Below are 14,492 nucleotides of genomic sequence, written 5' to 3' on the forward strand. Positions count from 1 at the left end.
AGAGAGTTTGGCCGTGCGACCAGCATCGAAAGAAACGGCTAAATTTCCGTTTGCTCCGAGATCTCCAAGGCATCATCGACTTCAATTCCAAGATAGCGGACAGTACTCTCCAGCTTCGTGTGGCCGAGCAGAAGCTGAACGGCCCGCAGATTCTTGGTTCGCTTGTAGATCAATGTCGCTTTGGTCCGCCGCATCGTATGAGTGCCATAGACCGTCGAATCGAGGCCGATGGCCGCGACCCACTGATGCACAATGCGAGCGTACTGCCGCGTTGAGACATGAGGTGACGAAGCTTGCCGGCTGGGGAACAAGTACTGCTCGGGTTTCAGGTTCCCCTTATCGATCCACGCTGCGATAGCGGTCCTCGTAGGTTCGGTCAATTCAAACTGTACAGGCCGTTGCGTTTTCCGCTGCACGATCATCGCTCGCGCCATGATCTGGTTGCCGTGCGTGATGTCGCGAACTCGCAGATTGACGAGATCGCAGCCACGCAACTTGCTATCGATGGCAAGATTGAACATGGCCAAGTCTCTAATCTGATGCAGATTTTGAAGATAAATTCGGATGGCCCAGATGTCTTTCGGCTTAAGGGGCGGCTTCTGCCCGACCAGCTTGCCTTTGTTCCAGGGCTCCCGTGTGTGTGCTGCTTCCATGTCAGACTCCTTCGTGGTTGATCGGAGCCTGATTGTTGAGAGCAACGCCGGCAATTTCAGCAATGACCGCTTTACGGGCGCAGACATCAACGAGTACTATCGGCCAGGAACGGACACTGGAGAAGTTTGCACAAAGCAGTCATTGAAGCGACCTGGGTGTATGCTATCGCTCTACATATGAAGTGCTGCTTTTTGCGGAAATTTATTACCACGTAGAAGCAGCAGGCGTATGAGGGAAAGCCTGCTGGGAAGCGACTTCCAGCGCGATGCAGAGTGCCGAGTTAGGCTAAACGTCAGACTCTCGGCGCGAAGCGCCATCACATAGGAGCTAATACTATGAAAAAGCGGTACAAACTTATAGCGGGCGCGGTCCTCACATTAGCGGTTATGACTGCCCAAGCAAACCTCGTCCACGATTATGAATTAAACAATAGTCTGGCCGATCAATTGGGAGGGCCGGGGCTGGTATCTGTGGGCGGCAGTTTGAACCCTACGAACTATAGTTTCGGTACGAACCAAGGGTTGAGCCTGAGCGGGGCCTTCTCCGATCCCGGAACTTATTCTATCGAGATGAAGTTTAATTTCGCCGTTTTGGACAGTTGGCGAAAGATAGTGGATTTCAAGAACCTGGGCACTGATGAGGGTTTGTATGATTATTCCAGTGCATTGCAATTCGTCAGATTTTCCGGTGGCAATTTTGAAAACGGGCCAAACGGAGCATTCATAGCCAACCAAGACGTTAACTTGATCCTGACCCGAAACAGTGCTACTCAGCAGGTTATTGGTTATCTGGGTGGTACTCAGCAAATTGCCTTCACGGACACCACCAATCTGGCGATTTTTTCGGGAACCGGCGGTATTGTAAATTTCTTCATTGATGATGTTGTCACGGGTGGCGGTGAAGCGTCTGCCGGTGTAGTGGACTATATCCGTCTCTATGACAAACCGTTAACCGCGCCCCAAGCGGCCTGCTTGAATACCGGAACGCCGGGATCGTGTGGTCTATCAAATATTCCAGAACCTGCCACGCTTGCTCTTATGATGCTCGGTTTTTCTGGATTAGGATTGGTTAGCCTGCGTAGGATGCGTTGAGGTACGAAGCGCATCGTTCGCGTGACTCGATTGATATGCCTCCTTCGTCGGCATATCCTACGCGAGTTACATATTTGTTGCGCGTCCGCTTTCCAACACCTCGATTGTCCGCTCCGGGTCACTATGTAAATCTCTCCATAGCGACCCAAATCCGACATTGGATCGGCGCTGCAAATTTTCGTCACGTGAAATTCTGCAATGCACCTTGGATTGAGCCATCATTATAAATCAAGAGGTTAGGTTTTTTAACACGCTCTAAGTGATCGATCGGGGCCAATCTTTCGCGAGCGTAAATTCGGTCGAACATCATGCGAACTTCTTTAAGAGTGTTAATTGTCCTGGTGGTCTTGGTTTTTGTCGGAGTTAAAATGTTTCTTGATTCTGGAACTGGACCTGAGAAGACTTATGGAATTGAGCGGACTGACTACAAGACGCCAGAACCAGGAGAAGATGAAGCACTCGTAGACGACAAGCTTGACGGCAAGAAACCGGCCTTCGACCAAACGCGTGTGGATCGCCGGCCGCTTGGAGCGGATGGCGCCTGGCTGCTAAACGCCAGCGCCGCGGTGTTGCGGCTCGACGTGCCCAGCATCAATCCGGATTTGGAACAAGAATTGCTGACGCTGCATCCTTCATATACGGCTGCCGTAAGGAATCGACCATTTGGCCGCGTGATCCTCCCGTCGGTCAACATGCTCGACGGCAAAGCAAAACAGTTCGATGATGGCCTCTATGCAGCCATTGACTTGGCTTACTTCCACGGGGTGAAAGCCAAGCTGGAAGGTCATGTACAACTGATCAAGCGCATAGCCGACAAGGCCGGTAAGGCCAACATTGCTGCTCCCTACCTTGCTGCCGGACTGGAATTGGCGGGAGTGAAGATGGATGTCAATAATGCGGCCGAAAAGGCAAGACTGCTTAGCGCCTTTCAAGTGGACGAGATTGCATCGAAGCCCATTGGTATCTACATCTGGAACAAGGAGTTGGGGAAATTGTTTCAGTTTATGCGCTTTTTTCAGCAACAGTTCGGCGAACCGAATCTCGAGGAATTGGCGATTCCACAGGCGCTGGCTCGAATTCTTTCTCAAGATCAAACCCTGCTTGCTGACTACCGGCGCATGCTGGCCTTCTACGCCAAACTGAGCAATCCTGCCAACTGTCTCTCGCTTGCGGACATCCAGAACATCAGGTCACTCAACCTTGACGCGGTTAAGCGATTGGCCAAGCGGAAACAGGTGGCACATACCACGGTTGCGATCTTTCCTCCGAGCACATCAAAGGAAGGCCTTCTGTTCGAGAAGCTCTTTCCGCTGGGCGTGCCACCGGACGTGAACCTCATGAAAGAACTCGTCAAGCGACTCCGTTCGGGTGAGGTGGATCTGAAGCCGAAGGCCGACAGCGGTTGGTACGAATATCAGGTCTATTCGCTCGAAACGTTGCTTTTGCCCGAGAAGGGCGCCGAGAGAGATAAGCTACTGCTGACGAAGAAGTACAAGGAGCGAATGCTGGAAGCGTTCAAGGCTCTTGTGACGAAGCGGCGCGAGACGCATCTCGGAATGATGGCGGTACCAGCAGCAGCACCACCGTCGCTAAATGTCGCGCCGCGGCTTCGTGTGGAACCGGCTCCTACGTATTACCTACGCACGGCAAGGGCCTATGCATTTCTGGCGAACTTTCTCGAATCGGCAATCGGCAAAGACGCCCTGGACCACTTGCACGGGCTCAAAAAGGATGGCGAGCGAACGGCGAGCCTGCATGCCGAGCTGCTTTGGATGCGTGACTTGTTCTACGGTCTATACATGATCTCGGCAGAAGACATCGGTATGAAGACCCGTTTTTCTTCCGATGAAGCCGTCGATCAGGACCGTTGCTATCGGATCGCGGTGGCCTGGCTGGACAAAGCCACCGACGACCCTGATCTGGCCGCCGACACCCGTGTGGCAGTGCCAATCTATGTCACCCGAGACGTGACACGCGTGTGGCTTACACTTGGAGTGCGTTTGACGAAGCTCGATACCGAGTACATCCGTCCGCCGAGTATCAAGCAGGCCAAAGGCGAGGATGATTGGGAGCCAGTGGCATCCCACAAGCTGCACAGCGCGAACTATCTGATTCCTGTAGACGAATTCGCGGAAGTGGAATTGAAGGGTAGGCGGGTACTCAATCGAGAGGAACTGCAGGCGATATGCGACAAAGAAAAGACCAAGGAAGCGATCCTCGATTTTCTGCGCAAGTAAGGCAGGTACCCCTGTACCCTGCCGCTTGGAAATCATCGCTACAGCGCATTCAGGTATCATGTTTCGTCACACACCTCCTAGATCCTGATGATTGCATCATCTTGGTAAGTGATCGCTTGGGGTCAATCTTTTGTGAGCGTAACTTCGGTCGAATGTCATGCGAACTTCTTTGAAAGTGTTAATTGTCCTGGTGGTCTTGGTCTTTGCCGGAGTTAACGTGTTTTTTGATTCTGGAACTGGACCTGAGAAGACTTATGCAATCGAGCGGACTGACTACAAGACGCCAGAACCAAGTTTTGATTCTGGAACTGGACCTGAGAAGACTTATGGAATTGAGCGGACTGACTACAAGACGCCAGAACCAGGAGAAGATGAAGCACTCGTAGACGACAAGCTTGACGGCAAGAAACCGGCCTTCGACCAAACGCGTGTGGATCGCCGGCCGCTTGGAGCGGATGGCGCCTGGCTGCTAAACGCCAGCGCCGCGGTGTTGCGGCTCGACGTGCCCAGCATCAATCCGGATTTGGAACAAGAATTGCTGACGCTGCATCCTTCATATACGGCTGCCGTAAGGAATCGACCATTTGGCCGCGTGATCCTCCCGTCGGTCAACATGCTCGACGGCAAAGCAAAACAGTTCGATGATGGCCTCTATGCAGCCATTGACTTGGCTTACTTCCACGGGGTGAAAGCCAAGCTGGAAGGCCATGTACAACTGATCAAGCGCATAGCCGACAAGGCCGGTAAGGCCAACATTGCTGCTCCCTACCTTGCTGCCGGACTGGAATTGGCGGGAGTGAAGATGGATGTCAATAATGCGGCCGAAAAGGCAAGACTGCTTAGCGCCTTTCAAGTGGACGAGATTGCATCGAAGCCCATTGGTATCTACATCTGGAACAAGGAGTTGGGGAAATTGTTTCAGTTTATGCGCTTTTTTCAGCAACAGTTCGGCGAACCGAATCTCGAGGAATTGGCGATTCCACAGGCGCTGGCTCGAATTCTTTCTCAAGATCAAACCCTGCTTGCTGACTACCGGCGCATGCTGGCCTTCTACGCCAAACTGAGCAATCCTGCCAACTGTCTCTCGCTTGCGGACATCCAGAACATCAGGTCACTCAACCTTGACGCGGTTAAGCGATTGGCCAAGCGGAAACAGGTGGCACATACCACGGTTGCGATCTTTCCTCCGAGCACATCAAAGGAAGGCCTTCTGTTCGAGAAGCTCTTTCCGCTGGGCGTGCCACCGGACGTGAACCTCATGAAAGAACTCGTCAAGCGACTCCGTTCGGGTGAGGTGGATCTGAAGCCGAAGGCCGACAGCGGTTGGTACGAATATCAGGTCTATGCGCTCGAAACGTTGCTTTTGCCCGAGAAAGGTGCCGAGAGAGATAAGCTACTGCTGACGAAGAAGTTCAAGGAGCGAATGCTGGGAGCGTTCAAGGCTCTTGTGACGAAGCGGCGCGAGACGCATGCCAGAATGATGGAGGCGCATGTCAGAGCATTAGCAGCACCACCACCGCCGCTTGAGATAAACGTCGCGCCGCGGCTTCGTGTGGAACCGGCTCCTACGTATTACCTACGCACGGCAAGGGCCTATGCATTTCTGGCGAACTTTCTCGAATCGGCAATCGGCAAAGACGCCCTGGACCACTTGCACGGGCTCAAAAAGGATGGCGAGCGAACGACGAGCCTGCATGCCGAGCTGCTATGGATGCGTGACTTGTTCTACGGTCTATACATGATCTCGGCAGAAGACATCGGTATGAAGACCCGTTTTTCTTCCGATGAAGCCGTCGATCAGGACCGTTGCTATCGGATCGCGGTGGCCTGGCTGGACAAAGCCACCGACGACCCTGATCTGGCCGCCGACACCCGTGTGGCAGTGCCAATCACTGTGGATGTCACCCGAGGCGTAACACGCGTGTGGCTTACACTTGGAGTGCGTTTGACGAAGCTCGATACCAAGTACGTCCTTCCGCCGAGTATCAAGCAGGCCAAAGGCGAGGGTGATTGGAAGCCAGTGGCATCCCACAAGCTGCACAGCGCGAACTATCTGATTCCTGTAGACGAATTCGCGGAAGTGGAATTGAAGGGAAGGCGGGTACTCAATCGAGAGGAACTGCAGGCGATATGTGACAAAGAAAAGACCAAGGAAGCGATCCTCGATTTTCTGCGCAAGTAAGGCAGGTACCCCTGTAGTTGAGTTCTCCTAATGCGTCATTAAATTGTTGTCTTGGGGTACTCGCACGCACTATTCATAGGGTCGGCATCATCAACTGGATCGATTCATGTCGTCATGGTGGCAAAAGTGGCACGTGCGTTTGACCAATTTTGCTAGCGCAAGGTTGAGACTTCTTGTAACACAATAGACCAAGTCCAGTCGCTGAGTGCAATCAATCGAGAGTCGCCTGGATCCAACGGCCAGTAGCCCTGTAAACATGCTCGCGAGACCTGGAGCTTCGGTGTCCAACCCAGCAACCCAGCAACCCAGCAACCCGGCATAACTTTGGCAAGTAGGTTCGCGCATCTTGTTACGCACATTGAACGTCTGCTTTCCCAAGGTGGCTACGTCCGCAAGGGGTCGATTCCTGCCATTCGCTTTGGCCAAAGCGGACGTTCGAGTTTCGTAAATGGTTGAGTGTCCGGTCGTGCATGCACAGCAGACGTGATCGGTTGAAGAGCGAGTGTCACCTTTGGCCGAAGATCTGACGTTCGCCGGGCAAGGAAGTTCTGACCGAAGGGGAGCACATCTGCGGGCGTGCCAGCAGTTCCTGTGGTTCGGGTTGGACTTGGGCACGCACCACCGAACCTCCAGCGCTCAGTCGCTCAGTTACTCCGCAAAACGATCTCCCGCAGCCGCTGCAGCTCCGGCGCCACGACCGACACGGTGAGCATGGTGCTGGCGACGGCCATCAGCAGCAGGGCGGTGAAGGCTTCGCTGCTGATGACCTGCTTGTCGAGCAGGATGTTGGCAAAGATGATCATGATCAGCGCCTTGGTCTGCAGCAGCCAGCCGATGATGTTCGCCTCGCCCCGCGCCCAGTTGAGTAGACGCCCAGCGAGGTGCGCGCCGAGCAGCTTGCCGCCGACCGACGCGACGAGCAGGATGCCGGCGGCGACGAATACGGCCTCACCGCCGAGCGTCCAGTTGGTGCGCAGGCCGGTGCTCAGGAAGAAGACCGGCATGACGACCAGCAGCACATGCTGGCGCAACCGGTCCATGCGCTCCTGATCGAACCACTCGGTGTCCATGATCGCTCCGGCGAGGAAGGCGCCGACCATGAAGTGCAGTCCCGACCAGTCGGCGCCGAAGGCGCAGACGGTCAGCCAGATCAGCGCCACATACCAGCGGTCGCGTTCCGCCAGCCGCCGCATCAGCGCCCGGAAGGCGTAGCCGAGCAGCGCGAAGGCGACGAAGAAGCCGAGTTGTCTGCCCACCCGGACCCAGTCCATCAGGATCAGCGCCAGCACTCCCCAGATGGCGATGTCGTCGAGACTGGCGTAGCGCAGGATGCGCTGGCCGATTGGCTGGCGCAGGATGGCGAGTTTTTCCATCAGCAGGATCAGGATCGGCAGCGCCGTCACCGCGCACGCCATGCCGATGCCGAGGACGAACTGCCAGGCCATCGCCCGCGGCCCGATCCAGCCATCGTGCAGCAGCATCAGACCGGCGGTCAGGCAGCCAAAGGCGAGCGGCGTGCCGAGCGCCAGGCCGGCGGTGATGCTGCTCTCGCGACGATGCGCCCAGGCCTGTCTGAGGTCGAGTTCGACGCCGGCGATCGTCACGAACCACGGCCCACCAGGCGATGCCGTTCAGCGACTGCACCACCGTCGGGTTCAAGACCGGGCAGCTGACGAAGTTTCCGGGGACGGACAGCCGGGTCATCGGCAAAGTATCGTAAGGCTCAACGAGCAAGTCCACTCCCTCAAGCTGCTCATCGTGAATTGCGGCAAGAAGACCTGCACTCAGTACCGGTCATTCATGGGCTTTCATTCTTTTTCCTGAAATCAGGTTGACCTGATACGCATCATATAAGATGCTTTCGCATGATCAACATCATACGAGAACCCATGACCAGTCGATCTGATCTCAAAGAAGCTTCACTGCGGCGCATTTTGACGGCGGGGGCATCCCGCCTGCGGGCTGAAGGACTTTCCGGTGCCGCCATCGCCCCGGTGATGCAGGATGCGGGGCTGACGCACGGCGCGTTTTACGCGCATTTCAACAACAAGGACGAGCTGGCGGCGGCCGCCTTTCGGTTTGCCTTGCTGGACAACCGTCCGCGCTGGATGGGGCAGGCCCGTAAAGAGTCCTGGCCGGGTCGGCTGCTGCGGCTGGGCAAACGCTATTTGGCGATGGCGCATCGCGACGATCTGGCCGACAGTTGTGCGCTAGCCGCGCTGGCGTCGGATGCGGCGAGAAGCAATCCTGGTTTCAAAAAGGTCTACGAGGAAGAGTTGCGCAAGTCGTTGCGCGCCATCTGCAACTCTCCTGACGAAGGCCGCCCGATCGATCCGGCACGCCTGGACGATGCGATAGCTTTCATGGCCTTGTGTGTCGGCGGCATTTCGCTGGCCCGCGCGGTGGACGACCCGGTTTTTTCCGAACAAATCCTCACCGTTTGCCGGCAGGCGATCCAGCGTATGGCCACACCGGACAATGAATCGACAAGCAACGTGGAGGTGCCCGATCATGGAAAAGGCTGAAACGACGGCCCTCGAACAGACGACTATCGATGATTTCCCGCTACGGACCTACGAGAAACTGCGCTACGTCGATACCGACCGCCAAGGCCACGTCAACAACGCCGTCTTTGCCAGCATGCTGGAAACCGATCGTGTGGAATTGCTCTACAACCCGGATCGGCCATTGATCGATCCGGAGGGTTCCTTTGTGATTGTTGACGATCATCTATCAGTGAACGGAGGAGCTTGATCATGGATGCCTTGCTGCTGACCCATGCATGCCAGTATGTTGGTCCCGGAGCGGTTCCAGTACTACTCCGAGAGCAACGCCGGCTGGTTTGTCACGATACCGGCTTTGTCGACCCGGACGTCGCCCGGAATTTTGAAACCCACGTGCGCGATTCATCGACGACCCTGCGGGACGCCGGGAAATCGCGAGCAAAGTTCCCATGGGGCGTCTCGGTGAGCCGCAGGAAATCGGGGAGTTGATCGCATTCCTGGCATCTGGGCGTTCCCCATTTGCCACCGGGCAGGTTGTCAATTTCACCGGCGGATGGCCATAGGTCACCAAAAGTCGCGCCGCAAGCAATGAACCTAGAGACCACCAGTTGTCGATCAGTGCCACGGCACGAGCCGCCAACTGACAGCGATGCAGGTCGTGCGTGGTGTAGCCGCCCCAACCCCACGGGTTCTTGAGTTCATCGAAGGCGTTCTCGGCATCCGCCCGATCCCGGTAGAGTTGGCCGAGGGTGAGAATCCCGTAGCGGGTGTTGGTGACGAAAACAGCGTATTCGTAGCCGGCGATCTCCTTGCCCCTTTTTCGGTTGGCCTCGATGAACGAAAGCATCAACTGGCCGCCATCGTCCTGTGCCACCTTCTCGCATCAGAAAAATGCGCCCAAGCGGCAAGAAAAAGCCCGCCTGACGGCGGGCTTTTTGTCTTCAGACTTTCCTTCAGCAGCGGGCGCGGTAGCCGACCTGCCCGGGCACCCGGCTAGGACGCTTCCTTGACCTCGGGAACCTTCCAGCTGCCATCGAGGATCGACGGCGCCTGTTCCTTCGGCCAGTACAGACGCATCATCAGGACAAACTCACCCTTGGGTGCCGGCAGCCAGTTCGATTCCTTGCTCTTGCCCGGCGATTCGTTCTGGATGTAAAGATCGACCGATCCGTCCGCGTTCGCCTTGAACTTGCTGCGCTGGCCCAGGGTGTAGCGATTCAGCTTGTTGTCGACAAAGAAGTAGTCCGCGTCGTACATCGTCAGTGACCAGAAGCCGTTCACGGGCGGCAGTTGGCCCTTTTCGAAGCGCAGGACATACTTTTTCTCGCCGTCGTACTTGGCGGCAATGTCCGGTCCCGTGGAAGTCGGATACACGGCATCTTCCGGCCGGTTGGCGCCGAGGCCGATCGCGGTGACGAGCGCACGCTGCAGGTAATTCGTGCCGTACAGGCCCGTCTTCGTCGTGAACAGCCAGCCGTTTTCGAGCTTCATGTCGCCCGCCACGATGCCGGCCTTCATCCAGTCCATGATCAGGTCCTGAGCCGGCTTGGGCGCCCCGGCAAGGCCCTTGGCCACGGCGGGATCCAGCTTGGCGACGTCGAAATCCTGCCCCGGAACGATACCGATCTTGGCCAGCTTGGCCAGCATCGGGGCATCGTCAGCGGCCGCCGGATTGGTCTTGAGCAGTTCCGCGAAGAGCTTGAAGTACGCGGTGGCATCGAGCGCATTGACCTGCTCGCGCACGGCGGCCTTCATGTCGATGGCCGGATCGACCGTGCCGGGGGGCGGCGAGTAGGGCTTCCCGTAGGCAGACAAGGGCACGACCGAGATCTTGTCCTGCAATGCGTGAACCGCCTTGTAGTCCTCGGGGGTACCGGTGCTGTAGATGCGCCCGAGAATCCAGACCAGACCCGTCGGTGCCTTGTACTCGGTCACGCCAGCGGGCAATTCGCCCGACCAGCCCGGTCCGGTGATGGCGTAGGTCTGCGCCTTCGTGCCCGTCGTCCGCTTGCCCGGCACCTGAAACACGTTGGTCCAGCCGTCGAGCATCGGGAAAAGGAAGTAGCGGTCCTTCATGTCCGGGAGGCTCAGGATCCAGGGTTCCTTGGACACGTCGATCCAGGTGGTCGTGTAGAGCGTGTCGGCGTTCGGCGCCGTGACATCGCGGTACGACGCGTCGGGATAGCTGCGCATCCGGACGAAGTGCCCCATCGGAGCCCGAGAGCCTTGCGGCGCCTCCACGTTGGTCATGATGCGGCGCGTCATTTCCATCGTGACCAGCGGATAGGCGTAGACGTAGCTCTCGATGGCAACCACCCGTGCTTCGGCTTCCTTCGCCGCCGCTTCGAGCGCCTTCGCTTCTGCCTCAAGCTTTGCTTTGGTTTCCGCAGCAACACGGTCGACCTGGGGCTCCACTTGCTTGCCGCATGCACCGAGCAGGATAAGGGAAAGCACGGTCAGCCCGATCGAGGCACACTTGAGCCGCTTGCTGATGGGTTGTTCATTCATTGTGGAATCTCCTTGTTGGACTTGGAAGCGCAAAGCTATCACGACAGGACATAACGTCGCTACTGGTTGGCTCCGAGCGCCATAGTCAGATTGCGGCAACTTTACTCAGGGACCCGCCGACCCGCGGTTGCTCGCCCTGCAGTTGTGGGAGTCCTTTCCGTTGATGGCCATCGCGCCTTGGCGAAAGGGCGCCATGATTACCGCAGTGCTTTTCAGCCAGTGGCTTCGGATGCAATTTATCGGACTTCCCGTGTGCGTCTAAACTTCAGGGTAGTTATCTGCCCGCCTTCCTTGCCTCAGCCAGTCGGTCATAGACTTGGCTACCCAGCCATTTTGAGATGAGCTCTTGCATCTCCGGCTTGCCCATGTAATCGGAGAACAGGTCCTCGTTCAGTTCCATCCGCTCAATGAACAGGGACTCGAGCACCTGCCGGAACACCAGCTGGAACTTGTCGAGGGAGTTGACCTCTGCCGCCTTCTGCAGTGATTCGTTCAGGCTCGCCGCTTCAGCGATCTGATCGAAAAACAGCTGGTCCGCCTCGTTCAACTCGCCGCCGAAGCGCTGGTTGATGATATCGATCAGGCGAGACAGCGAAACGAGCTCTTCGCGTACCATGCCCGACCCCACCTCGCGCGGGCCGTCCAGCGGTTTGGCATAGCCCTCGTTGAGGCTGATCGAGCCTTCACTGATCTTCTGCAAGCGATAATAGTCGAGTTCGACCTCCTCGTCGAACTGGTAACCCGGCCCGCTCTTGCGCTTGGGCAGCTTCAACGCGAGGTGCCGCAGGTACGTGAACAGCTTTTCCAGATCGCTGTCCTGGTAGGGGATCACCTGGCTCAGAAAGCCGTAAAGATTGCGGAAGGCCTGCAGTTTGCCACGCCACAGCTCGGCTTCCTCTTCTTCCGCGTTCTGCCACTGCACGAAGCGCGCAACCGCCTGATCGAGAATCGCGTTCATCGTCTTGTGGTCGCTGGGGCTCTGGCGGCGCTTCGGGGCGAAGAACACCTGTGCCAGTTCGGCCACTTCCGTCTGGAGGTAGATCCCCGAGGCATCGAGTTCGGCCTTGACCTCGTAAAGCTTGTCGGGATCGACCTGCTCTCCCATCACGGAGCCTTCGTAGTATTGACGGAAAGCCTCCTGGATCTCGCCGGGCTCATTGACGAAATCGAGCACGAAAGTGTCGTCCTTGAGCGGATGGGTACGGTTCAGGCGCGACAGCGTCTGCACGGCCTGAATACCCGCCAGGCGCTTGTCCACATACATCGTGTGCAGCAGCGGCTGATCGAAGCCGGTCTGGTACTTCTCGGCCACCAGCAGCACGCGGAAGTCAGGCTTGGCGAAGGCGTCGGGCAGTTCCTTCTCCTTGAGGCCGCGATTCATCTCGACCTCCGTGTACGACTTCTCCGGGATCTTGTCGTCTTCCACCGTACCGGAGAACGCCACCAGGCTCTTGATCGGGTAGCCCTTTTCCTGGATGTAACGGTCGAACTCCTGTTTGTAACGAACCGCCTCCAGCCGCGAACCGGTCACCACCATCGCCTTGGCATGCCCGCCGATCTTGTGCCGGGTGAAGTGCTGGAAGTGCTCGACCATCACTTCGGCCTTCTGCCCAATATTATGTGGATGCAGGCGCATGAAGCGGGCCAGCGCCTTGGCGGCCTTCTTGCGCTCGACGTTGGGGTCGTCCTCGGCCTTCTTGATCAGCTTGTAGTAGGTCTTGTAGGTGACGTAATTCTTCAGCACGTCCTCGATGAAGCCTTCCTCAATCGCCTGGCGCATGGTGTAGCGGTGGAAGGGTTGGCCATTGCGGCCGAAGATCGCCAGCGTCTTGTGTTTGGGCGTGGCGGTGAAGGCGAAAAAGCTCATGTTCGGCTGATGGCCCCGCTTGGCCATGGCGAGGAACAGGCGCTCCAGCTCAACTTCGCCTTCCTCTTTTGCCATCTCCTGCGCCTTGCGGCGCAGATCCGCGCCGCCGAGTACGCCCTTGAGTTCCGTCGCCGTCTCGCCCGATTGCGAGCTGTGCGCCTCGTCGATGATCACCGCGTACTTGCGCGTGGGCAGATGGCTCTTGCTGCCTTCGCCGCGCTCCTCGCTCAGCCTGGCCAGCTGCCCGGACACGAACGGAAACTTCTGCAACGTGGTGATGATGATCGGCACGCCGGTTTCCAGCGCCTCGGCGAGCTGGCGCGAATCCTCGTCGATCTTCTGCACCACGCCCTGGCGGTGGTCGAACTGGTAAATGGTGTTCTGCAACTGACGGTCCAGCACCACCCGGTCGGTGATGACCACCACGCTGTCGAACAGCCGCTCGTCGCGTTCGTTGTGCAGGCTGGACAGGCGGTGCGCCAGCCAGGCAATCGTATTGCTCTTGCCGCTGCCGGCCGAATGCTCGACCAGATAGTTATGTCCCACACCTTCGCTGGCAGCGGCTGTCACCACCTGGCGCACCGCCTGCAACTGGTGATAGCGCGGGAAGATCAGGCTTTCCTTGCGAATCTTCCTGCCGTCGTCGGTCGTCTTCTCTTGCACATCGAGATGCAGAAAGCGGGCGAGCAGGTCGAGCAGGCTGTCGCGTTGCAGGACCTCTTCCCACACGTACGCCGTCTTGTAGTTGCGCGCATCAAAGTCGGGCGGGTTGCCGGCTCCGCCCTCCATGCCCCGGTTGAAGGGCAGGAAGTGAGTGGATGAAGCGGCCAGGCGCGTGGCCATGTGCGCTTCTTCGGTATCGACCGCGAAATGCACCAGCGCGCGCTTGGTGAACACGAAGATCGGTTCACGCGGGTCGCGGTCGTTGCGGTACTGGTGGATGGCATTCGCCGCCGTCTGTCCGCTCAAGGGGTTTTTGAGTTCCAGTGTCACCACCGGGATGCCGTTGACGGACAGCACCACATCCAGCGACTTCTCCGACTTCGGGCTGAAGTGCAGTTGTCGGGTGAGCCCCAGCCGATTGGCCTGATAGCGCGCCTCCAGTTCCGGGTTCAGGCCGTGCGCCGGGCGAAAGAAGGCAATCCGCAAGGTCTTGCCGAAACACTTGAAACCGTGACGCAGCGTGGCCAGCGTGCCGTGGGTGTCCAGCCACTTGCACAGCGATTCCAGCACCCGCATGCCGGTCTGCTCGCCGTGCAGTGCGTCCAGCTTTTCCCATACCTTGGCTTGGGTGGCACGGATGAAGGCCAGCGCTTCATCGGGGAAGATCGCCCGCTCGCGGTCAAAGCCCGTGCCGTCGAGCGGCGTATAGCCCTCGCCAAGCAGGACCGACTCGATGGCGGTTTCAAAAGCGGCTTCGCTGGTGCGCTTCATGCTGGGTTCCGTGGG

General features: G+C 57.6%; 9 protein-coding genes and 2 pseudogenes. 6 read left to right on the forward strand and 5 right to left on the reverse strand.

Translation table 11 applies throughout. The features are described 5' to 3' along the window. Positions 1-38: 38 nt before the first annotated feature. Positions 39-653, reverse strand: a complete 615-nt coding sequence (locus V5B59_RS25670; RefSeq protein ID WP_034917943.1) for a tyrosine-type recombinase/integrase — start codon at positions 651-653, stop codon at positions 39-41. A 336-nt stretch (positions 654-989) separates the two neighbouring features. On the opposite strand from V5B59_RS25670, the gene V5B59_RS25675 reads away from it, so the two are divergent. From V5B59_RS25675 to V5B59_RS25685, 3 genes are all read left to right on the forward strand, one after another. After that, entirely contained in the window at positions 990-1,745 is a 756-nt protein-coding gene (locus V5B59_RS25675) for a PEP-CTERM sorting domain-containing protein (protein ID WP_169071728.1), read from the forward strand. Positions 1,746-2,113: 368 nt separating this feature from the next. Next, positions 2,114-3,982 (forward strand): hypothetical protein, encoded by a 1,869-nt coding sequence (locus V5B59_RS25680; RefSeq protein WP_332352522.1) that lies wholly within the window; start codon positions 2,114-2,116, stop codon positions 3,980-3,982. A gap of 169 nt (positions 3,983-4,151) precedes the next feature. Beyond that, complete coding sequence (locus V5B59_RS25685; protein ID WP_332352523.1) at positions 4,152-6,164, forward strand: hypothetical protein; 2,013 nt, start codon at positions 4,152-4,154, stop codon at positions 6,162-6,164. 644 nt (positions 6,165-6,808) lie between these two features. Here V5B59_RS25685 and V5B59_RS25690 read toward each other — a convergent pair. Continuing rightward, a pseudogene (locus V5B59_RS25690) lies at positions 6,809-7,826 on the reverse strand (cation:proton antiporter); the annotation flags it as partial. 203 nt (positions 7,827-8,029) lie between these two features. On the opposite strand from V5B59_RS25690, the gene V5B59_RS25695 reads away from it, so the two are divergent. Both V5B59_RS25695 and V5B59_RS25700 read left to right on the forward strand, forming a co-directional pair. Continuing rightward, positions 8,030-8,689, forward strand: a complete 660-nt coding sequence (locus V5B59_RS25695) for a TetR/AcrR family transcriptional regulator (RefSeq protein WP_169071949.1) — start codon at positions 8,030-8,032, stop codon at positions 8,687-8,689. Further along, on the forward strand, positions 8,676-8,918 hold the full coding sequence (locus V5B59_RS25700; protein WP_211203526.1) for a hypothetical protein: 243 nt from the start codon (positions 8,676-8,678) through the stop codon (positions 8,916-8,918). The genes V5B59_RS25695 and V5B59_RS25700 overlap by 14 nt, the downstream gene beginning before the upstream one ends. Here V5B59_RS25700 and V5B59_RS26520 read toward each other — a convergent pair whose 3' ends face one another. Together V5B59_RS26520 and V5B59_RS25710 are read right to left on the reverse strand one after the other, a co-directional pair. Next, complete coding sequence (locus V5B59_RS26520; RefSeq protein ID WP_434735634.1) at positions 8,919-9,542, reverse strand: hypothetical protein; 624 nt, start codon at positions 9,540-9,542, stop codon at positions 8,919-8,921. A gap of 119 nt (positions 9,543-9,661) precedes the next feature. Next, positions 9,662-11,176, reverse strand: coding sequence for a DUF1254 domain-containing protein (locus tag V5B59_RS25710; protein WP_169071951.1), 1,515 nt, complete (start codon positions 11,174-11,176; stop codon positions 9,662-9,664). Positions 11,177-11,300: 124 nt separating this feature from the next. On the opposite strand from V5B59_RS25710, the pseudogene V5B59_RS26525 reads away from it, so the two are divergent. Further along, positions 11,301-11,429 (forward strand): annotated as a pseudogene (locus tag V5B59_RS26525) (IS701 family transposase); the annotation flags it as partial. A gap of 21 nt (positions 11,430-11,450) precedes the next feature. Here the strand turns inward: V5B59_RS26525 and V5B59_RS25715 are convergent. Continuing rightward, positions 11,451-14,477, reverse strand: a complete 3,027-nt coding sequence (locus V5B59_RS25715; RefSeq protein ID WP_169071948.1) for a type I restriction endonuclease subunit R — start codon at positions 14,475-14,477, stop codon at positions 11,451-11,453. Positions 14,478-14,492 lie beyond the last annotated feature (15 nt).

The organism is Candidatus Accumulibacter contiguus, from assembly GCF_036625285.1.
GTDB lineage: Bacteria > Pseudomonadota > Gammaproteobacteria > Burkholderiales > Rhodocyclaceae > Accumulibacter > Accumulibacter contiguus.

Bases quoted from the DNA above. Each gene is read 5' to 3' on its own strand.
- V5B59_RS25710 (WP_169071951.1), bottom strand. From the start codon at position 11,176: ATGAATGAACAACCCATCAGCAAGCGGCTCAAGTGTGCCTCGATCGGG.
- V5B59_RS25695 (WP_169071949.1), top strand. From the start codon at position 8,030: ATGATCAACATCATACGAGAACCCATGACCAGTCGATCTGATCTCAAA.
- V5B59_RS25700 (WP_211203526.1), top strand. From the start codon at position 8,676: ATGGAAAAGGCTGAAACGACGGCCCTCGAACAGACGACTATCGATGAT.
- V5B59_RS25680 (WP_332352522.1), top strand. From the start codon at position 2,114: ATGTTTCTTGATTCTGGAACTGGACCTGAGAAGACTTATGGAATTGAG.
- V5B59_RS25675 (WP_169071728.1), top strand. From the start codon at position 990: ATGAAAAAGCGGTACAAACTTATAGCGGGCGCGGTCCTCACATTAGCG.
- V5B59_RS25670 (WP_034917943.1), bottom strand. From the start codon at position 653: ATGGAAGCAGCACACACACGGGAGCCCTGGAACAAAGGCAAGCTGGTC.
- V5B59_RS25715 (WP_169071948.1), bottom strand. From the start codon at position 14,477: ATGAAGCGCACCAGCGAAGCCGCTTTTGAAACCGCCATCGAGTCGGTC.